General features: G+C 74.0%; 12 protein-coding genes. 5 read left to right on the top strand and 7 right to left on the bottom strand.

The window, feature by feature from the left end:
* Positions 1-35: 35 nt before the first annotated feature.
* Complete coding sequence (locus J5Y04_RS35425) at positions 36-3059, bottom strand: bifunctional [glutamine synthetase] adenylyltransferase/[glutamine synthetase]-adenylyl-L-tyrosine phosphorylase (RefSeq protein WP_209416639.1); 3024 nt, start codon at positions 3057-3059, stop codon at positions 36-38.
* A gap of 319 nt (positions 3060-3378) precedes the next feature.
* Here J5Y04_RS35425 and J5Y04_RS35420 point away from each other — a divergent pair, with 319 nt between their 5' ends.
* Positions 3379-3828: a hypothetical protein gene (locus J5Y04_RS35420; RefSeq protein ID WP_245206110.1), complete on the top strand. Its 450-nt coding sequence runs from the start codon at positions 3379-3381 to the stop codon at positions 3826-3828.
* A 290-nt stretch (positions 3829-4118) separates the two neighbouring features.
* Here the strand turns inward: J5Y04_RS35420 and J5Y04_RS35415 are convergent, their stop codons facing one another.
* Together J5Y04_RS35415 and J5Y04_RS35410 are read right to left on the bottom strand one after the other, a co-directional pair.
* Entirely contained in the window at positions 4119-5342 is a 1224-nt protein-coding gene (locus tag J5Y04_RS35415; RefSeq protein WP_209416638.1) for an LAETG motif-containing sortase-dependent surface protein, read from the bottom strand.
* Between the two features lie 247 nt (positions 5343-5589).
* Complete coding sequence (locus J5Y04_RS35410; RefSeq protein ID WP_209416637.1) at positions 5590-6951, bottom strand: glutamine synthetase family protein; 1362 nt, start codon at positions 6949-6951, stop codon at positions 5590-5592.
* A gap of 151 nt (positions 6952-7102) precedes the next feature.
* Between J5Y04_RS35410 and J5Y04_RS35405 the strand changes: the two genes are divergently transcribed.
* A complete protein-coding gene (locus J5Y04_RS35405) occupies positions 7103-8857 on the top strand; it encodes an NAD+ synthase (protein WP_209416636.1) in 1755 nt (584 codons plus the stop codon).
* 19 nt (positions 8858-8876) lie between these two features.
* On the opposite strand, the gene J5Y04_RS35400 is transcribed toward J5Y04_RS35405, so the two are convergent.
* The 3 genes from J5Y04_RS35400 to J5Y04_RS35390 form a co-directional block, all read right to left on the bottom strand.
* On the bottom strand, positions 8877-9836 hold the full coding sequence (locus J5Y04_RS35400; RefSeq protein ID WP_374106179.1) for an endonuclease/exonuclease/phosphatase family protein: 960 nt from the start codon (positions 9834-9836) through the stop codon (positions 8877-8879).
* Between the two features lie 661 nt (positions 9837-10497).
* Positions 10498-11130, bottom strand: a complete 633-nt coding sequence (locus J5Y04_RS35395; RefSeq protein ID WP_209416635.1) for a TetR/AcrR family transcriptional regulator — start codon at positions 11128-11130, stop codon at positions 10498-10500.
* 182 nt (positions 11131-11312) lie between these two features.
* Complete coding sequence (locus tag J5Y04_RS35390; RefSeq protein WP_209416634.1) at positions 11313-12950, bottom strand: MFS transporter; 1638 nt, start codon at positions 12948-12950, stop codon at positions 11313-11315.
* A gap of 285 nt (positions 12951-13235) precedes the next feature.
* Between J5Y04_RS35390 and panB the strand changes: the two genes are divergently transcribed.
* The 3 genes from panB to J5Y04_RS35375 all read left to right on the top strand — a co-directional run bounded on the left by panB (position 13236) and on the right by J5Y04_RS35375 (position 16200).
* Positions 13236-14105 carry a 3-methyl-2-oxobutanoate hydroxymethyltransferase gene (gene panB, locus J5Y04_RS35385; protein ID WP_148645397.1) on the top strand — a complete coding sequence of 290 codons (870 nt, stop codon included), beginning with the start codon at positions 13236-13238 and terminating at the stop codon, positions 14103-14105.
* 263 nt (positions 14106-14368) lie between these two features.
* A complete protein-coding gene (locus J5Y04_RS35380; protein WP_209416633.1) occupies positions 14369-15391 on the top strand; it encodes an ATP-binding cassette domain-containing protein in 1023 nt (340 codons plus the stop codon).
* Positions 15388-16200 carry an ABC transporter permease gene (locus J5Y04_RS35375; RefSeq protein WP_209416632.1) on the top strand — a complete coding sequence of 271 codons (813 nt, stop codon included), beginning with the start codon at positions 15388-15390 and terminating at the stop codon, positions 16198-16200. The genes J5Y04_RS35380 and J5Y04_RS35375 overlap by 4 nt, the downstream gene beginning before the upstream one ends.
* A 79-nt stretch (positions 16201-16279) precedes the next feature.
* Here the strand turns inward: J5Y04_RS35375 and J5Y04_RS35370 are convergent, their stop codons facing one another.
* Positions 16280-19663: a BTAD domain-containing putative transcriptional regulator gene (locus J5Y04_RS35370; RefSeq protein WP_209416631.1), complete on the bottom strand. Its 3384-nt coding sequence runs from the start codon at positions 19661-19663 to the stop codon at positions 16280-16282.
* Positions 19664-19834 lie beyond the last annotated feature (171 nt).

The raw sequence follows: 19834 nt of genomic DNA, 5'->3' as shown, positions 1-19834 counted from the left end.
CGGGGCCCCTTTCGCGTGCCTCCCGCGGGCCCGCCTCACCCGTAGAACAGTCGCTCCACCACCGCCCGGGCCCGCCGGGTGGTGCGCCGGTAGTCGTCCACCAGCTCGCCGCTGTGCCCGGCGCCGTAGCCGAGGTAGCGCGCCACCCCGGCCAGCTCCCGGGCGTCCCCGGGGAAGCTGTCCCCCGGCCTCCCGCGCACCAGCATCACCGCGGAACGCACCCGCGAGGCCAGCACCCAGGCGGCGTCCAGCACCGCCGCGTCCTCCGCCCCGACCAGCCCGCCCTCGACCGCCGCGGCCAGCGCCGCCCTGGTCCGGGTCGTCCGCAGGCCCGGCAGCTCGTGCCCGTGCTGGAGCTGGAGCAGCTGGACGGTCCACTCGACGTCCGCCAGCCCGCCCCGGCCGATCTTGGTGTGGGTGGTCGGGTCGGCCCCGCGCGGCAGCCGCTCGGCCTCGATCCGGGCCTTGATCCGCCGGATCTCCACCACGTCCCGCTCCGGCACCCCGGTGCCCGGGTAGCGCAGCGGGTCGATCAGCTGCCGGAACCGCGTGCCCAGGTCCGCGTCCCCGGCCACCGGCTCGGCACGCAGCAGCGCCTGGCTCTCCCACGCGTGCGACCAGCGCCGGTAGTACGCCGTGTACGACGCCAGGGTGCGCACCAGCGGCCCGTTCCGGCCCTCCGGGCGCAGGTCCGCGTCGACTTCCAGCGGCGGCTCGGTGGACGGCGCGGCCAGCAGCGAGCGCAGCTCGTGGCAGACCGCCTGGGCGGCCTTCGCCGCGTCGTGCTCCAGCGAACCGAGCAGCGGCTCGTGGACGAAGAGCACGTCCGCGTCGGAGCCGTAGCCGAGCTCGTGCCCGCCGAACCGGCCCATCGCGATCACCGCGATCCGGGTCGGCAGACCGCCGTTGCTCGCCTCCCAGCCGGCGATGCAGGCCCGCAGCGCGCCCTGCAGGGTGGCGGCGTTCAGGGCGGTGAGCGCCTCCCCGGCGGTGTCCAGCGACTCGGCGGGGTCGTCGCCGAAACGGCCGAGCACGTCGGCCGCAGCGGTACGGAACAGCTCGCGGCGGCGCACCGACCGGGCGGCGGCGACCGCCGCCCCGGCGCTGTCGGCCCGCCCGACGGCGGCCAGTATCTCCTGCTCCAGCGCGGCCCGGCCGCGCGGCACCAGGCCGTGCGGGTCGCCCAGCATGGCCACCGCCTCGGGGGCCCGCAGCAACAGGTCGGGAGCGAGCCGCCCGGCCGAGAGCACCCGGGCGAGCTGCTCGGCGGCGGCGCTCTCGTCGCGCAGCAGCCGCAGGTACCAGGGGGTGCGGCCGAGCGCGTCGGAGACCTGCCGGAAGTTGAGCAGCCCGGCGTCCGGGTCCGCGGAGTCGGCGAACCAGCCGAGCAGCACCGGGAGCAGGGTGCGCTGGATGGCCGCCTTGCGGCTGACGCCGGAGGCCAGCGCGGTGAGGTGGCGCAGCGCGGCGGCCGGGTCGGCGTAACCGAGCGCCTCCAGCCGGGCACGGGCGGCGTCCGCGGTGAGGCCGGCCGCGCCGGGCGGCAGTTCGGCGACGGCGTCCAGCAGCGGCCGGTAGAACAGCTTCTCGTGCAGCCGGCGGACCTCCACGGCGTGCCGCTTCCACTCCCGCTGGAGGGCGGCGACCGGGTCGGCCCGGGTGTCGTCGTTGATCAGCGGGGCGAGTGAACGGGCCAGCCGGCGGAGGTCCTCCGCGCGCGTGGGCATCAGGTGGGTGCGGCGCAGCCGGTGCAGCTGGATGCGGTGCTCCAGCGAGCGCAGGAAGCGGTAGGCCGCGTCGAGCGAGGCGGCGTCGGCCCTGCCGACGTAGCCGCCGCGGGAGAGCGCGGCGAGCGCCTCCAGGGTGTTGCCGCTGCGCAGCGCCGGGTCGGTGCGGCCGTGCACGAGCTGGAGCAGCTGGACGGAGAACTCGACGTCGCGCAGCCCGCCCGGGCCGAGCTTGAGCTGGCGGTCCAGTTCGGTGTGCGGGATGGAGTCGATCACCCGGCGGCGCATCTGCTGGACGTCGGCGACGAAGTTCTCCCGGGCCGCGGCCTGCCAGACCATCGGCTCCAGCGCGGCCAGGTAGGCGGCGCCCAGCTCGGCGTCCCCGGCCACCGGGCGGGCCTTGAGCAGGGCCTGGAACTCCCAGGTCTTGGCCCACCGCTGGTAGTACGCCTGGTGGCTGGCCAGGGTGCGGACCAGCGGGCCGTTGCGGCCCTCCGGGCGCAGGTTGGCGTCCACCGGCCAGATGGTGCCCTCGCCGGTGGTGTCGCCGCAGAGCCGGGTGAGCGCGGCGGCGAGCCGGGTGGCGGCCTTGAGCGCCTCGTGCTCGTCGACGCCCTCCTGCGGCTCGGCGACGAAGATCACGTCCACGTCGGAGACGTAGTTCAGCTCGCGTCCGCCGCACTTGCCCATGCCGATGACGGCGAGGCGGCAGGCCCGGGCGGCCGCCTCGTCCTGTTCCGCGGCGATGTCCAGGGCGGTCTGCAGGGTCGCGCCGGCCAGGTCGGCGAGTTCGGCGGCGGTCTGCGCGAGGTCGGTGGTGCCGGTGAGGTCGCGGGCGGCGATGGCGAGCAGGCAGCGGCGGTAGGCGACCCGCAGCGCGTCCGCCCGGTTGCCGGCCCCGCTCTCCCACACGCCCTGGTGGAGCGCGCGCCGGAAGTCGTCCGGGCCGGGGTGCATGTCGCGCAGCTCGAAGGTGACCAGGGCGTGCCAGTCGTGCGGGTGCCGGGCCAGGTGGTCGGCGAGCGCGGTGGACGCGCCGAGCACGCCGAGCAGCCGGTCGCGCAGCGGCTTGGAGGTGGTCAGGGTGTCGCGCAGGGTGTGCCGGTCCGGCTCGTCGGCGGCCTCCAGCAGGCGGCCCAGGCCCAGCAGGGCGAGGTCTGGGTCGGCGGTGGCCCCCAGGGCGTCCAGCAGCACCGGGTCGTCGGCCAGTCCCTCCAGGCCCGGCCCGGCCAGCAGGCGGACGGCCTGCGCCGGATCGGTGAACCCGCGCCGGACCAGCCGGATCTCCGGCCGGCTCACCCGGCTCCCGGCCCGCTGTTCCTCCACCGCCATGGCCCCTCCATCCGTCCGCTCAGCAGGTTACGCGCCCCCACGGTGCCGCGCCGGGCTTGACCACGGACCGGCCCCGCCCGGACCGGCCGAAGGGGCCCCGGCCGGTGACGTGGCGTATCGGCCTGCCCGGCCGTTCGAGGACGCGGTGAAGTACGCCCATGCCGGCCCGGACGCCCTCGACGTCGACCCCCGGCGCCGCCCGCTCCGGCCCCTGCCCGCGACGGGGTGTCCCCGCCCGCCCGACGGCACGGCACCGGCGCCGGACACCGCTCTCCGGACCGGCGCCCTTCCTCCCCCGCTCCCGATCGAAGGACGAGCCATGGCGACCGAGCGACCGGCCGAGGCGCCCGCCCCGCGCCGACGCCCCCTCCGGGTCGCGGCCGGCGTGATCGGCGACCTGCTGTTCACCACCGGCCTGCCGCTCGCCCTGCTGGTTCTCCACTCGCTGTGGTGGACGGACCTCACGGCCGCCCGGCACGCGGACGCGGCCGCCGACGACCTGCGTCGGCACTGGTCGTCGGCGGCCCAGACGGCCCGGGCGGCCCCACTGGCCGGCACCGCGGGCACCCCCGCCCCGCCCCCGTACGCGGCGGACGGCGGAATCGGCTTCCTGCACGTGCCTGCCATGGGCAGCGGCTACCGGACGACTGCCCCAGACCTCCAGGTACGACACCGGTGTCATCGCCCCGGTGCCCACCGGCCCCCGTGCACCGGGCCGGGCCGCTACATCACCCTGACGACCTGCACCCCGGTCTACACGTCGCTGTAGCGGATGGCCGTCTGGGGCAAGCCCGGTCCGGGAGCAGCCGGTGGACCCGGACCGTACGCCGCCGCCCGGGCTGCGGGAGCGGTATCCCTCGACGAGGTGAAGGGTGGCCGCCGACCGCAGGCCGGCCGCCACCCTTCACCCGTCCGGATACTCGCACCGCCCCGGAGCCCGGTGCCTCGCCCGGTCCGCTTCAGCCGTCCCGGCCGTCGGACGGCCGGGACGGCACCCGCCGGACAGCCGGGCGGGGCGGCCCGTACGACGCCACCCCGCTCTCCGGGGGACACCTCCGGTCAGGACCGCCGTCGGCCGAGCCGCATCGCCGCCGCGCCCGCGGCGAGGAGGGCGGCCGAGAAGCCGGCCAGGACCGGCATCCCCTCGCTGCCCGTCTCGGCCAGCTCACCGTGGTCGTGGGACCCGGAGTGGTGCTGCTCGCCCCCACCGTGCTGCGGGGGCTTGCCCTCGTAGGTGTGACCGCCGGAGTGGCCCGGCTTGGACGGCGCCCCCTCCTTCGCCACGAACTTGACCTTGTTCACGTTCTGCGCGGCCTGGTGGTTGCTCTGGCTCTGGCTGTTCTTCGCCCAGTTGTTCGCCTTGCTGGTGGCACTGTTGTTCGCGCTGTTGTCGAGGTGGTTGACGACGTTGTTCTTCACCACGACGGTGACGTTGACGTGCTGGTCCTGGCCCTGGCCTTGGCTCTGGTCCTGCGCCTGGCCCTGACCCTGGTGCTGCTCGTTGCTCTGGCCCTGGTCCTGGCCGCCGTGCCCCTCGTGACCGCCATGGCCCTCGTGACCGCCGTGACCCTCGTGCCCCTCGTGACCGCCATGGTCCTCGTGGCCGCCGTGACCACCGTGACCGCCGGGCGAGCAGTCGCAGCCGGGGGAACCGTGATCGCCGGGGTGGCCGTGCCCCTCCTCCTCGCAGTGCTCACCACCACCGGCCGGGTGCCCCTCCTGCGGCTTGGGCACCGCCGGCTGGACCGCCGGCTGAGCGTGCCCCTCCTGCGGCTTGGGCACCGCCGGCTGGACCGCCGGCTGGACCGCCGGCTGAGCGTGCCCCTCCTGCGGCTTGGGCACCGCCGGCTGGACCGCCGGCTGACCGCGTTCGGGGCCGGCCGCGCCCGGCTCCACCGATGCGTCCTTCCCGGGAACTGCGGCGGCGACCCGCTCCGCGAAGTCGGGCGCCCAGCCGTCGGCCTCCGTGGCCTCGACCTCGGTGGCCTCGGACTCCATGCCGTCGACCCCGGTGGCGTCGGCCTCGCTCCGGTGGGCCGGACGTACCACCGGCGCAGAGTAGAGGCTGCTGCGGCCGGTGAAGGTCCAGACGCCGTCGGCGGAGCCGCTGCCCTCCGCCGCCTGGCGCAGGAGGCTGTCGACCCACCCCCCCTTCGCCTCGGCCGTTTCGGTGGCTGCGCCGTGGTCGACGAGGGGCGACGCGTAGGCCGTGGAGCCGGCGCCCCACACGAGGGCGGCCGAGGCCAGTCCGGACAGGACCAGGGTGCTGATTCGAGTACGCATGACACTCCAGGATGATCCGCAAAACGGATCTTCTGAATACGCCCCTCCATCACCCGCCACGGTTCGCACCGCTGCAGAGTAATCACATTGGCCCAAGGAATTAGCGTGCGCGGAGGACGCCGGCCGAGCCGTGCACCCCACCCCGCGACCCGCACCCGCCGACGGCACCCGGGGTGCCGAAACCCCCGGCACGAACAGCGCGGGCCTGCTCCGACCGGAGCAGGCCCGCAAGGAAGTTGACGAAACGTCAGAGCACCTGGAGGTTCTTCCGCAGCTCGAACGGGGTGACCTCGGAGCGGTACTCCTCCCACTCCTGGCGCTTGTTGCGGAGGAAGAAGTCGAACACGTGCTCGCCGAGGGTCTCGGCGACCAGCTCGCTGCGCTGCATCAGGTCGATGGCCTCGCCGAGGTTCTGCGGCATCGGCTGGATGCCGAGGGCGCGGCGCTCGGAGTCGGTGAGCGCCCAGACGTCGTCGTCGGCGCCCGGGGGGAGTTCGAGGCCCTCCTCGATGCCCTTGAGGCCGGCGGCGAGGGTGACGGCGTAGGCGAGGTAGGGGTTGCAGCCGGTGTCGAGGGAGCGGACCTCGATCCGGGTGGAGCCCTGCTTGCCGGGCTTGTACATCGGCACGCGGATCAGGGCGGAGCGGTTGTTGTGGCCCCAGCAGATGTAGGAGGGGGCCTCGCCGCCGGCGCCGGCGGTGCGCTGGGAGCCGCCCCAGATCCGCTTGTAGGAGTTCACCCACTGGTTGGTGACGGCGGCGGTCTCGGCCGCGTACTTCAGCAGGCCGGCGATGAAGGAGCGGCCGACCTTGGAGAGCTGGTACTCGGCGCCGGACTCGTGGAAGGCGTTGCGGTCGCCCTCGAACAGCGAGAGGTGGGTGTGCATGCCGGAACCGGGGTGGTCGGAGAACGGCTTCGGCATGAAGCTGGCGTGCACGCCCTGCTCCAGCGCGACCTCCTTCATGACCAGGCGGAAGGTCATGATGTTGTCGGCGGTGGAGAGCGCGTCGGCGTAGCGCAGGTCGATCTCCTGCTGGCCGGGGGCGCCCTCGTGGTGGGAGAACTCCACCGAGATGCCCATCGACTCCAGCATGGTGATCGCCTGGCGGCGGAAGTCGTGGCCCACCCCGCGCGGGGTGTGGTCGAAGTAGCCGGACTGGTCGGCGGGGATCGGCGGGGTGCCGTCGCCGGGCAGGTTCTTCAGCAGGAAGAACTCGATCTCGGGGTGGGTGTAGAAGGTGAAGCCCAGGTCGGACGCCTTCTCCAGGGTCCGCTTCAGCACGAACCGCGGGTCGGCGAAGGAGGGCGAGCCGTCCGGCATCAGGATGTCGCAGAACATCCGGGCCGTGCCGGGCGTCTCCGAGCGCCAGGGGAGGATCTGGAAGGTGGTCGGGTCCGGCTTGGCGATCATGTCGGACTCGTAGACCCGGGCGAAGCCCTCGATCGCCGAGCCGTCGAAGCCGATGCCCTCCTCGAAGGCCTGCTCCAGCTCCGCCGGCGCCACCGCGACCGACTTCAGGAACCCGAGCACGTCGGTGAACCACAGCCGGACGAAACGGATGTCACGCTCTTCGAGCGTCCGAAGCACGAACTCCTGCTGCTTGCCCATGGGGACAGTCTCACCTCTGCTCTTTACGTTCGTGTTACGCCCGGAAACCACTCGAGAGCGACTGCCCCCATCATGGCGGATCACCGGCCATGAGGGCAGTGGCGACCCCCGGCCGAGACATTGCGTCAGATAGACGATTACACTCCGAAGCATGCCCAATCTCCGTCTCGCCCTCAGCCAGACCGACCCCTGGGTCGGTGACATCGCACGCAACAGCGATGAGGTGGTGCACTGGACCAAGCGGGCCGCCGAGGCCGGCGCCCAGCTGGTCGCGTTCCCCGAGATGGCCCTGACCGGGTACCCGGTCGAGGACCTCGCCCTGCGCCGTTCCTTCGTCGAGGCCTCCCGGTCCGCGCTGGTCGAGCTGGCCGGCCGGCTGGCGGCCGAGGGGTTGGGCGGGCTTCCGGTGGTGGTCGGCTACCTCGGCCGCTCCGAGCAGGCCTCGCCGCGGTTCGGCCGCCCGGCCGGCTCCCCGCAGAACTGCGCGGCCGTGCTGTACCAGGGCGAGGTCGTCACCCGGTTCGCCAAGCACCACCTGCCCAACTACGGCGTGTTCGACGAGTACCGCTGGTTCGTCCCCGGCGACCAGCTGCCGGTGCTGCGGCTGAACGGGGTGGACGTCGCCCTGGCGATCTGCGAGGACATCTGGCAGGACGGCGGCCGGGTCACCGCCGCCCGCGAGGCCGAGGCCGGCCTGCTGCTGGTGATCAACGGCTCGCCGTACGAGCGGAACAAGGACGACGCCCGGCTGGAGCTGGTGCAGCGCCGTGCCGCGGAGGCGGGCTGCCCGCTGGCGTACGTCAACATGGTCGGCGCCCAGGACGAGCTGGTCTTCGACGGCGACTCGATCGTGGTCGGCGCGGACGGCGAGGTGCTGGGCCGCTCCCCGCAGTTCGAGGAGCACCTGCTCGTCCTCGACCTGGAGCTGCCGGCCGCGAGCAGCGACCACACCGACGGGCTGCTGCTCAGCGACGGCCTGCGCCTGGTCCGCACCGAGCTGGGGGGCGAGCCGCTTCCGGCGCCCGCCGAACCGGTGCGCGCCGAGGTGGCCCCCCGCGTCTCGGACGAGGCCGAGATCTGGGCCGCGCTGGTCTCCGGCACCCAGGCGTACGTGCGCAAGAACGGCTTCCGCTCGGTCCTGATCGGCCTCTCCGGCGGCATCGACTCGGCCCTCGTGGCGTCCATCGCCGTGGACGCGATCGGCGCCGAGAACGTGTACTGCGTCTCCATGCCGAGCCGCTACTCCTCGCAGCACTCCCGCGACGACGCCGCCGAGCTGGCCCGCCGCACCGGGCTGCACTTCCGAACGGTGTCGATCGCCCCGATGTTCGACGCCTACCTGGCGGCCACCGAGCTGACCGGCCTGGCCGAGGAGAACCTGCAGTCCCGGCTGCGCGGCACGCTGCTGATGGCGATCTCCAACCAGGAGGGGCACATCGTGCTCGCGCCCGGCAACAAGAGCGAGCTGGCGGTCGGCTACTCCACCCTGTACGGCGACTCGGTCGGCGCGTTCGGGCCGATCAAGGACGTCTACAAGTCGCTCATCTTCCGCCTCGCCCGCTGGCGCAACGAGGAGGCCGAGCGGCGCGGCGAGGTGCCACCGATCCCCGAGAACACCATCAGCAAGCCGCCGTCCGCCGAGCTCCGGCCGGACCAGAAGGACACCGACTCGCTGCCCGACTACGACCTGCTGGACACGGTGCTCGACCTCTACGTCGAGGGCGACCACGGCCGGGACGCGATCGTGGCGGCCGGCTTCGACCCGGCGGTGGTGGACCGGGTCGTGCGCCTGGTCGACACGGCCGAGTACAAGCGGCGGCAGTACCCGCCGGGCCCGAAGATCTCGGTCAAGGGCTTCGGCCGGGACCGCCGCCTCCCGATCACCAACCGGTGGCGCCGGGGCTGACCCCGGCCGGGGCCGGCCGCTACTGGTAGCGGTAGGTGGCGGCCACCGCGAGGTGGTCGCTGCCGTCCCGGCCCAGCGTGCGGGAGTCGGTGGGCCGGAGGCCGCCCTTGCTCATGATCTGGTCGATCCGGGCCATCGGGAAGGACGCCGGCCAGCTGAAGCCGAAGCCGTCGCCGGCCGCGCCCTGGGCCGAGCGCATCTGCGAGGTGACCGGCGCGAGGCTGCGGTCGTTCATGGTGCCGTTGAGGTCGCCGAGCAGCAGCACCTTCTTCAGCGGCTCGGCCTCGATGGCGTCGCCCAGGGCCTGCGCGCTGGCGTCCCGCTGTTTGACGGTGAAGCCGCCCTCGGCCTTCAGCCGGACCGACGGCAGGTGCGCGACGTACACCGCGACCGGCCCCTGCGGGGTGGCGACCTGGGCGCGGAAGGCCCGCGTCCAGCCCATCTTGATGTCCACCACCGAGACCCCGCTGACCGGGTACTTCGACCAGAGGCCGACGGTGCCCTCCACCACGTGGTACGGGTAGGCGTCGGCCAGGCCGGACTCGTAGCCGCGCAGCGGCTTGCCGGCCAGCTCCTGCAGGGCGACGATCTGCGCCCCGGACTCCTTCAGCAGCTTCACCGTGCTCTGCGGGTCGGTGTTGGCGGCGGCCACGTTGTGGCTGACGACCGTCCAGTCGCCGGTGCCGCCGCTCTTGTCGCCGAGCAGGCCGCCGAACATGTTGAACCAGATCAGCACCGGCAGCAGCAGCGCGACCAGCGCGGTCGCGGAGCGGCGCAGCAGGGCGGGGACCAGCAGCACCGGGACGGCCAGGCCGAGCCAGGGCAGGAAGGTCTCCAGCAGGCTGCCGAGGTTGCCGACGTTGTTGGGCACCTCGGAGTGGAAGGCCAGCAGGGCCGCGGTGAGCAGGGCGAGGGCGGCGACGACCAGGCCGCGACGCCAGGTGGTGCTGCCCCGGCCGTCCCGGCCCCAGCGGCGCAGGCCCAGGAAGCCCGCGCCGGACGGCCCGGGGGCGTCCGGGCCGGCCGGGCCGGCCGGGATTGCCTGGTCTTCGGGGATCCCGGGGTCGGCGGGGATTGCCTGGCCTGCGGGGATCTCCGGGCCGGCGGGGATTTCCCGGCCCGCAGCGCCTGCCGGGCCGGCGAGGCCTGCCGGGACCACCTGGCCGCCGGGGCGTTCCGGTCCTGCCGGGTCCACCCGGCCCACCGGATCCGCCGGACCCACCTGGCTCCTCGGGTCGACCGGATCGACGGCGTCGCCCGGCCTCGCCGGGTTGACCGGGCCGGACGGGTCCGCCGGGCCGCCGGGGCCGTCAGGGCGGGCGTCGGCCCCGCCGGTGGCCGGGCCGCTGCCCCCCGCCACCGGTGCCGCCGTCCGGTCCGCCCTGTCCGCCTGCGCCATGCCGTGGCTCCCGTCCTTCGTCCCGCCTGCCGGTCCGGCGCCCGACGCCGCCGGTGGGCGGGCACGTGCCGGACTGGTGCCGGTTTGATCGGATTCCCGGCTCAGCCTATGCCGGGACAGACGCGGGGCCGGTGGAGCGGGTTCCGGCGTGGCCCGGTTTGGTGAGCCAGGCCACGCCGGAACGGCGCCGCGGGGGCCGGAAGCGCTCGTTCCGGAACGAAGGAGTCCGGAACGGGGTGGCTCAGCCCCGGGCGGCCGGCCCCGCCAGACCCTGGAGCAGCGCGTCGACCATCCGCGTGGCCAGGTCCGGGTCCTCCAGGTCGGAGTCCTCCCAGAGCACGCTGCGGGCGAGGATCGGACCGAGCAGCAGGTCGGCGAGCAGCTCCTCGTCGAGGTCGGCGCGGAGCTCGCCCTCGACGACGCCGCGCCGGATCACCTCGCGCGCCATCCGCCGACGCGGCATGATCACGCGCTCGCGGTAGGCGGCGTGCAGCTCGGGCCAGCTGTGCATCTGGCCGAGCGCGGCCTTGAGCACCCAGCGGGAGCGCTTGGCGAGGCCGCGGATGCGCATGTACTCGAGCATCGCGACCAGATCGTCCCGGGCCGAGTCGCCGGTGGCCTCGGGGACGGGGGCCTCCAACCGGCTGACCATGTCGATCAGCAGGGCCTCCTTGTTGGACCAGCGCCGGTAGATGGTGGCCTTGCCGACGCCGGCCGCGGTGGCGATTCCCTCGATGGTCAGCTCGGGCAGGCTGGTGCCGCCCGCCATGAGTTCCTCGACGGCGGCGAAGATGGCCTGCTCGGCCGCCTCGCTGCGCGGGCGGCCCCGACGCGGACCGGTGCAGTCCGGCACGGCCGTGGTGTCCGTCTTCATCCCCGCTCTTCTCCCTGGATGCTCACGGGCGCGAGGCGCCGTTCCCACTCCAATTGTCGTCCGCCCTCCGGGGCCGGTGAGTACCCCGGTACGGACGACGGCCCTGCCCGTCCGGCCGCGGCCGGACGGGCAGGGCCCTATTGTCGCTCAGCTCAGCCGCAGGTCAGAAGCCTGCGGCCGGGTCAGGTGCCGGCGACCTCGGACTCGCGCGCCGGGCCTGCGGCACCGGCCGCCGCCTCGGGGGCGGGCGTGGCGCCCGGCGCGGCGCCGGGGCCGCCCGCCGGGAGCCTGCCGGGGAGCAGGAACCAGGCGAGCAACGCGCCGACCGCGGTGATGCCGGCGGAGAGCCCGGCCACCACGTGCATGGCGTTGATGAAGGAGTCGTGCGCCGGCCCGACCAGCGCGGCGCCCTGCGGGCCGAGCCGGTCGGCGACGGCCAGGGTGGCCTCCAGGGACTCCCCCGCCTTCTCGCGCAGCGCCTCGGTCGGCAGCTGGTCCAGCTTGTCGGCCATGCCGTCGCGGTAGACGGTGGAGAGCACCGCGCCGAGCACGGCGACCCCGAGCGAGCCGCCGACCTGCCGGAAGGTGTTGTTGACGGCCGAGCCCGCGCCGGCCTTCTCCCGCGGCAGCGAGCCCATGATGGCGACGGTCACCGGCGGCATGACGTGCGCCATGCCGGCACCCATCAGGAAGCCCAGCACCACCAGGATCCAGATCGGGGTCGTCGCGTCCAGCAGCAGGTAGCCGAGGAAGCCGACCGCGATCAGGACCATGCCGCCGGCACAGGTGGCGGCGACGCCGAAGCGGTCGACCACCAGCCGGGCCCGGGGCGCGAACATCAGCTGGGCGACGGCCAGCGGCAGCATCAGCACACCGGCCTGGAGGGCGCTGTAGCCGCGCACGCTCTGGGTGTAGAAGACGCCGAAGAAGGAGACGCCCATCAGCGCGAAGAAGACCACGCCGACGACGACCACGGAGGCGCTGAACACCTTGTTGCGGAACCAGCTGACGTCCAGCGCGGGGTGCGCGGCGCGGCGCTCGAACCAGACGAACGCGACCAGTGCCACCACGCCGACCAGCATCGGCACCCAGGCCCCGGCGTCGGTGAAGTCGGCCAGCTCGCCGCCCTTGATGATGCCGTAGATCAGCGCGACCAGGCCGATGATCGAGAGCAGCACGCCGACCGGGTCGAGCTTGCCCGGGTTCGGGTCCTTCGACTCGGGCACCAGCACCACCATCGCGATCACCGCGACGATCACGATCGGCACGTTGACCAGGAAGACCGAGCCCCACCAGAAGTGCTCGATCAGCAGGCCGCCGGTGATCGGGCCGATGGCGATGGCCAGGCCGACCGCGCCGGCCCAGATGCCGATCGCCTTGGGCTGCTCGGAGCGCTCGAAGACGTTCATGATGATGGCCAGCGTCGCGGGCATCGCCAGCGCGCCGCCGACGCCCATCAGGGCGCGGTAGCCGATGAGTTCACCCGGCGAGGCCGCCATCGCGGAGAGCAGCGAGGCTATGCCGAAGACCACCATGCCGGCCAGCAGGGAGCGCTTGCGGCCGAAGCGGTCGCCGAACAGGCCGGCCGTGAAGAGCAGCCCGGCGAAGACCAGGGTGTACGAGTTGATCGACCATTCCAGATCGCTCTGGCTGGCGCCGAGCCCGGTCGGCGCGGGGGCCGCGATGGTCTTCATCGCGACGTTGAGGATCGAGTTGTCGAGGACGACGACGAGCAGGGCGAGCACGAGGGTGCCCAGGATCGCCCAGCGCCGGCGATGGATGGCTTCCGGCACGCGAGGTGGCGCGGCTGCGGTGGTCATTACGGTTCCCGTCCGTGGTGGCGTGTCACTGGCGGGTAATTCCGAGTCGCAAGCGTCTCGTAACCCCCTCGGCCAGCGTAGCGCGATTTTCGATACGAGACGAGCCCGTTTCGTAAAGTTCGGGCAAAGGGCCTGCCGGACACCGCCCGCCCGGCCCGGTGTGCCGCAGATCGCACCCCACCCGCGGCAAGCCCCTTTGCGCGCGTGCCGGGGCGTGCAAGCATGGAGGTGATCCGGGGACGCCACACGGCGCCACGAGACGACAACCCTTCAGGAGCCTGTTCGATGAACGCTTCTTCGCCTTCGCCTGCCCAGAACCAGGCGTCGACCGCCACGCTCTACGGCGGGGTCACCAACCGCCGCGTCACCGTTCGCGACCTCGCCGCCGCCAAGCAGCGCGGCGAGAAGTGGTCGATGCTCACCGCCTACGACGCCCTCACCGCGGGCGTCTTCGACGAGGCCGGCACCCCCGTCCTGCTGGTGGGCGACTCGGCGGGCAACTGCCACCTCGGCTACGAGACCACCGTGCCGGTGACCATGGATCAGATGGTGATGCTCTCCGCCGCCGTCGTCCGCGGCACCAAGCGGGCCATGATCGTGGCCGACCTGCCGTTCGGCTCCTACCAGGAGTCCCCCGCGCAGGCCATGCACAACGCCGCCCGGCTGATGAAGGAGGCCGGGGTCGGCGCGGTCAAGCTGGAGGGCGGCGAGCGCAGCGCCCGCTCGATCGAGCTGCTGGTCGAGGCAGGCATCCCGGTGATGGCGCACATCGGCCTCACCCCGCAGTCCGTGCACGCCCTCGGCGGCTACCCCGTCCAGGGCCGCGGCGACGAGGCGGCGCACCAGCTGCTGCGCGACGCCAAGGCCGTCCAGCAGGCGGGCGCCTTCGCCGTCGTCCTGGAGGCCGTGCCCGCCGAGCTGGCCGCCCAGGTGACCGAACAGCTGGCCGTCCCCACCGTCGGCATCGGCGCGGGCGTCGACTGCGACGCCCAGGTCCTGGTCTGGACGGACTTCGCGGGCATGACCGCCGGCCGGGTGCCGAAGTTCGTCAAGCAGTACGCCAACCTGCGGGCCGTGCTCGGCGAGGCCGCCCGCGCGTTCGCCGACGACGTGCAGTCCGGCGCCTTCCCGGCGCCCGAGCACACCTTCCACTGACGCAGGGCCAGGGCCCCGCTCCCCGGCCGGGAGCGGGGCCTTCGGCCTGCCCGACTCAGCCCTGGCCTGCCCTGCCCTGCCCTGCCCGGGGCAACTCACACCCGGCCCCCGCCCCCGGCCGCACCGGCCCCCACCGCCCGGAACGGCCGCCGTCAGCCGCCGTCAGCCCGCTGTCAGCGGCACGACAGCGGGATGACAGCGGCCCCCCGGCGGCGGCCGGACGGTGACAGCCCGCTGACAGCCGGGCCGGACAGCCTGGGGGCATGACACGAATCGCCACCACCCCGAACGACCGGGGGCCCGCCGCGGGCAACGCCGTGGAGGTCCGCGGCATCGTCAAGCACTACGGCGCCACCAAGGCGCTCGACGGGGTCGACCTCACGGTCCGCGAGGGCACCGTGCTCGGTGTGCTCGGCCCCAACGGCGCGGGCAAGACGACGCTCGTCCGCGTCCTCTCCACGCTGATCAAGCCGGACGCCGGCACCGCCTTCGTCGGCGGCTACGACGTGCTGCGCCAGCCCAAGCAGCTGCGCCGCACCATCGGCCTCACCGGCCAGTACGCCTCCGTCGACGAGATGCTCTCCGGCTACGAGAACCTCTACCTGATCGGCCGGCTGCTCGACCTCTCCCGCAAGGACGCCAAGGCCCGCGCCGCCGAACTGCTGGAGCGGTTCTCGCTCACCGAGGCCTCCAAGCGCGTCGCGAAGACCTACTCCGGCGGCATGCGCCGCCGGCTCGACCTCGCCGCCTCCATGATCGGCCGCCCCCGGGTCCTCTACCTGGACGAGCCCACCACCGGCCTGGACCCGCGCACCCGCAACGAGGTCTGGGACGAGGTGCAGCGGATGGTCGCCGAGGGCTCCACGGTGCTGCTCACCACCCAGTACATGGAGGAGGCGGAGCAGCTCGCCGACGAGCTGACCGTCATCGACCGGGGCCGGGTGATCGCCGCCGGGAAGGTGGCCGAACTCAAGGCCCAGGTCGGCGGCCAGACCCTCCAGGTCCGCCCGGCCCACGGCGCCGAACTGCCCGAGATGGCACGCTGCCTGCACGACACCGGGATCGCCGAGGCCACCTTCTCCGCCGACACCGGACAGCTGTCGGTACCGATCACCGGCGAGGACCAGCTGACGGCCGTGGTCGGGGTGCTCGGCACCCGCGGCTTCGCCATCGCCGGCATCGACACCAAGGTGCCCAGCCTGGACGAGGTCTTCCTCGCCATCACCGGCAAGTCCGCCGCCCCCGCGGACAGCGCCCCCAGCCTCGCCAAGGAGCCCGTCGCATGACCACCGCAACCGTCGCGCCCGCCCGGGTGGAGGACACCCGGATCGGCCTGTCCGGCACGCTGCGCCACATCGGCGCGCTGACCCGCCGCAACCTGATGCGGATCAAGGCGGACCCGGAGTCGATGTTCGACGCGGTGCTGATGCCGGTCATCTTCACCGTGCTCTTCGTCTACGTCTTCGGCGGCGCCATCTCCGGCGGCCAGGACGCCTACAAGCAGTACATGATTCCCGGCCTGCTCGGGCAGACCGGCCTCACCCTGGCGATGGCCGTCGGCACCGGCCTGAACAGCGACTTCCAGACCGGGGTGATGGACCGGTTCCGGACCCTGCCGATCGGCCGGGCCTCCGTCCTGCTCTCCAAGATCGTCGCGGAGACCTGCCGGGCACTGGTCTCCTTCACCATCCTGATCGGCTTCGCGCTGATCCTCGGCTTCGAGGTGAAGACGGGACCGCTGGAGGTGCTGGCGGCCGTCGGCCTCTCCCTGGTGTTCGGCATGTCGATCGTCTGGATCTCGATGCTGCTCGGCATGGCGCTGAGCAGCGCCCAGGCCGTCCAGGGGGTTTCGATGCTCGTCCTGATGCCGATGCAGTTCGGCAGCTCGATCTTCGCGCCGACCGACACCATGCCCGGCTGGCTGCAGTCCTTCACCAAGGTCAACCCGCTCTCGGCGCTGGCCGACGCCTGCCGGGCGCTGCTCAACGGCGAGGGTGCGCTGGCCCACCCGGTGCTGATCGTGCTGGGCTGGTCGGTGGGCATCACCGCGGTCTTCGCCCCGCTCGCCGTGGCCCGGTTCCGCAAGCGGACCTGAGCCCGGCCCCGGCCCGGCAGCACCACGGGCCACCCGGCCACCGGCCGGCCCGCCTCAGGGGACGAGGCGGGCCGGCCGGTCATTCGTTCATCAGGTCGAGCAGGTCCACGACCCGGCCGGCCGCCCTGGCCGCGCCCTCCGCGGCGGCCTCCTCGTACGCCTCGTCACCGAGCAGGCCGCGCAGGCGCGCCTCGGCGGTCTCGCGCTCGACGCGCTCCAGGTAGCCGCCGCCCTTGGGTCCGTTCAGCCCCGCGTGCGCGCCGAGCAGGACCGCCGCCCGGCGGGCCGCGTCGAGGTCGCCGTCACGCTCGGCGAACGCCCGCAGCACCCCGGCCGCCGCCGGCACCATCATGATCGACATCTGATCGGCGAACCCGCTCGCGGCGTCCGGCACCGTGTGCAGCAGCCGCCGGCCCTCGTTGACCACCTCCCGCCCCCGCTCCGGGTCCCCGGCCTGCGCCATGACCCAGCCCCGGGTGACCGTCAGCATCCCGCCGACCAGGCCGGGGGCGAAGAAGCCCGCCCGGTTCCAGTTCAGCTGGTCCAGCTCGGCCAGGGCGGCGTCGTACTCGCCCCGCTGGGCGTGGATCCCGCAGAGGACCAGATGCCCGAAGAGCACCGCGCCGTTGGCCGCCTGGCTCTCGTCCGGGTCCGCCTCGGCCAGCGCCTCGCGGATCTGCCGCTCCCCCTCGACGGGGTCGCGGGCGAGCAGCGAGTTGCCGAGGTTGACGCGCAGCATCGGCACCTCCTGCGGGGCGCCGAGCTCCTCCGCCAGCTCGATCGCCCGCTGGTACGCGTTGACGGCCTCCTCGGCCCGGCCCTGATTGGCCATCGACTCGCCGTGGGCCGCGTACGCCTGGGACATCCCCCAGCGGTCGCCCGAACGGCGGAACAGCTCCAGCGACTCCTCGCCGTCGCGGACCGACTGCTCCAGGCCGCCGGGCCAGTCGTTCATCATCTTGGCCCGGATCTGCAGGATGAACGCGAGGTCGGTGGCGTCCCCGTGGCGGCGGCAGCCCTCCACCGCGTCGTCCAGCAGGTCCCGCATGATCTCCAGCCGGCCCGCCAGGAACGCCCCGAACGCCCTCATCAGCCCCGGGAACCGGTAGCTCTGCGGAAGGTCCGGGGTGTAGGCCTCCAACAGCTGCCGGGAGAGGCGCGTCGCCTCCTCGTCGGCCAGCACGTCGAGGTTGCCCTCGAAGAGCCCGACCAGCCGGTACAGCGCCATCTGCCGGCGGGCCTCCGCCACCACCCCGGGCGGCATCGGCAGGCCGTACTCCAGCACGTGCCGCTCCAGCGGCTCCGGCGGCGGGCCGTCCGGGTCGAACGGGTCCGGTCCGAGCGCGGCCACCGCCTCGTACCAGCCGCGCGCCTCCAGGCTGAAGCCGCGCAGCGACCAGTACCAGCTCATGCCGAGCGCGAGGGCCAGCCCCTCCTGCTCCTCCCGGCCGTCCACCGCCCGGCGCAGCGCGGCCCGGATGTTGTCCTGCTCCCGCTCCAGCACCGCCAGCCAGTTCAGCTGCTCCGGGCCGTGGACGTGCAGGTCGGCGGTGCGGACCAGCTCCCGGAAGTGCTCGACGTGGCGGCGCTCGGTCTCGGCCCGCTCGGCCGCCGCGGCCAGCCGCTCCTCGGCGTACTCGTGGATGGTCTCCAGCATCCGGTAGCGCGGCGGGCCGTCCGTGCCCAGGTCGGCCACCAGCAGCGACTTGTCGACCAGCGACAGCAGCTGGTCGGCGACCTCCTCGCGGGGCACCTCGGTGTCGTCGGCGCAGATCGACTCGGCGTCCTCCAGCGTCCAGCCGCCGGCGAACACCGACAGCCGCCGCAGCACCGCCCGTTCTCGCTTGCCGAGGAGGTCCCAGCTCCAGTCGACGACCGCCCGCAGGGTCTGCTGGCGCGGCAGAAGGGTGCGGCTTCCGCCGGTGAGCAGCGCGAAGCGGCTGTCCAGGCGGTCGGCGATCTGGCGGGCCGTCATCACCCGCAGCCTGGCGGCGGCCAGTTCGATGGCGAGCGGCAGGCCGTCGAGGCGGCGGCAGATCTCGGCGCACGCCTCCGGGTCGCCCTGCGGGTCGAAGCCGGGACTGGCGGAGGCGGCGCGCTCGGCGAGCAGGCGCAGCGCCACCGGGTCCGGCAGCGGCTCGACCGGCAGGACGGTCTCGCCGGGCACGCCGAGCGGTTCGCGGCTGGTGGCGAGGACGGTGAGGCCGGGGCACTCGGCGAGCAGCTGGTCGGCGAGGTCGGCAGCGGCCTGGATCAGGTGCTCGCAGTTGTCCAGGACGATCAGCATCCGGCGGTGGCCGCAGTGCTCGACCAGTCGGCGCAGCGGGTCCTCGGTGCGGGTCTCGATCACGTCGGCGACCATGCCGCCGGTGTGCAGCACGGTCTCGCGCAGGCCGAGCGCGGACACCACGGCGGCCGGGACGGCGGCCGCGCTCTCCAGCGGGGCGAGTTCGGCCAGCCAGACGCCGTCCGGCCAGCTCCCGGCGCCCTGTTCGGCGCGGCCGGCCTCGACCGAGAGCCTGGTCTTGCCCGAGCCGCCGGGCCCGGTCAGGGTGACCAGCCGACTGCCGGTCAGGGCGGTGCGCAGGGAGGCGAGATCGCCCTCCCGGCCGACGAAACTGGTCAGCCGGCCGCGCAGGTTGCCCGCGCTGCGGGGCGACTGGGAGGCCGGCGGCCGTGGCGGCTGGGAGGCCGGCGGCCGGGGGGCCGCCGGCTGGGCCCGCTCGCGCGCGACCGGCTCGACCGCCTCGGCGGGGGCCAGCAGTTCGGCGTGCAGGGCCTGGAGTTGGCGTCCCGGGTCGACGCCGAGCTCGTCCGCAAGGGCGCGCCTGCTCCGCTCGTAGTGGCGCAGCGCCTCGGCGGTGCGGCCGCTCTCGTGCAACGCCCGGACCATCAGGTACTGCAGGGGCTCGTCCAGCGGCTGCCGTTCGCAGAGCTCGGCGAGTTCGGCGACCAGCTCGGCGGCCCGGCCGAGGCCGAGGTCCGCGGTGATCCGGTGCCGGCGGGCCTCGTCCCGCTGGGCCTCCAGCCGGATGGCGGGGCCGCTGCGGTCGGGCAGGTCGGCGAGGGCCGGGCCGCGCCACAGGGCCAGGGCGGCGCGCAGTCGCTCGGCGGCCAGCGCGTGGTCGGCGTCCTCCAGCGCGCGGCGCCCCTCGCCGGCGAGGCGCTGGAAATCGCCGAGGTCGGTGCGCGGCTCGGTCAGCCAGTAGCCGGCCGGGCCGGAGCCGACCCGGTCGCGGCCGATGGTGCGGCGCAGCCGGCCGACCAGGGTCTGCAGGGCGGCGGCGGCGTCCTGCGGCGGCTCGGTGTCCCACACCTCGTCCACCAGGAGGTCGGCCGGGACCGGCCGCCCCTGCCGCAGGACCAGCGCGGCGAGCAGCGCCCGCAGGCGGGCCCCGCCGAGCGGGACGGGGGAGCCGTCGTCGTGGTGGGCCGTGGTGGTTCCGAGGATGCCGTAGTGCACCGGCCCATTCTGGTCGATGGCCGCCGCCGCCGCGCACAATTGTCCGCGCCGTCCGCGGAGTCCGCGGCCCGGGCACGGAACCGGGGCCCGGTCGTCGTACGTTCACCCTGGACGGCTTGTCCGGCGACGGACCCGCCCGGCATGATCGGTCCCTGCCCGCAGCCCCGACCC

The organism is Kitasatospora sp. RG8, assembly GCF_017813315.1.
Lineage (GTDB): Bacteria > Actinomycetota > Actinomycetes > Streptomycetales > Streptomycetaceae > Kitasatospora.
The sequence above is the reverse complement of the archived record's forward strand: the minus strand, read 5'-3'. Positions and strand labels throughout refer to the sequence as shown.

Excerpts from the sequence above, each read along its gene's own strand:
- J5Y04_RS35425 (WP_209416639.1), bottom strand. The coding sequence starts at position 3,059 with ATGGCGGTGGAGGAACAGCGGGCCGGGAGCCGGGTGAGCCGGCCGGAG.
- J5Y04_RS35375 (WP_209416632.1), top strand. The coding sequence starts at position 15,388 with ATGACCACCGCAACCGTCGCGCCCGCCCGGGTGGAGGACACCCGGATC.
- J5Y04_RS35390 (WP_209416634.1), bottom strand. The coding sequence starts at position 12,950 with ATGACCACCGCAGCCGCGCCACCTCGCGTGCCGGAAGCCATCCATCGC.
- J5Y04_RS35420 (WP_245206110.1), top strand. The coding sequence starts at position 3,379 with ATGGCGACCGAGCGACCGGCCGAGGCGCCCGCCCCGCGCCGACGCCCC.
- J5Y04_RS35380 (WP_209416633.1), top strand. The coding sequence starts at position 14,369 with ATGACACGAATCGCCACCACCCCGAACGACCGGGGGCCCGCCGCGGGC.
- J5Y04_RS35395 (WP_209416635.1), bottom strand. The coding sequence starts at position 11,130 with ATGAAGACGGACACCACGGCCGTGCCGGACTGCACCGGTCCGCGTCGG.
- J5Y04_RS35415 (WP_209416638.1), bottom strand. The coding sequence starts at position 5,342 with ATGCGTACTCGAATCAGCACCCTGGTCCTGTCCGGACTGGCCTCGGCC.
- panB (WP_148645397.1), top strand. The coding sequence starts at position 13,236 with ATGAACGCTTCTTCGCCTTCGCCTGCCCAGAACCAGGCGTCGACCGCC.
- J5Y04_RS35405 (WP_209416636.1), top strand. The coding sequence starts at position 7,103 with ATGCCCAATCTCCGTCTCGCCCTCAGCCAGACCGACCCCTGGGTCGGT.
- J5Y04_RS35410 (WP_209416637.1), bottom strand. The coding sequence starts at position 6,951 with ATGGGCAAGCAGCAGGAGTTCGTGCTTCGGACGCTCGAAGAGCGTGAC.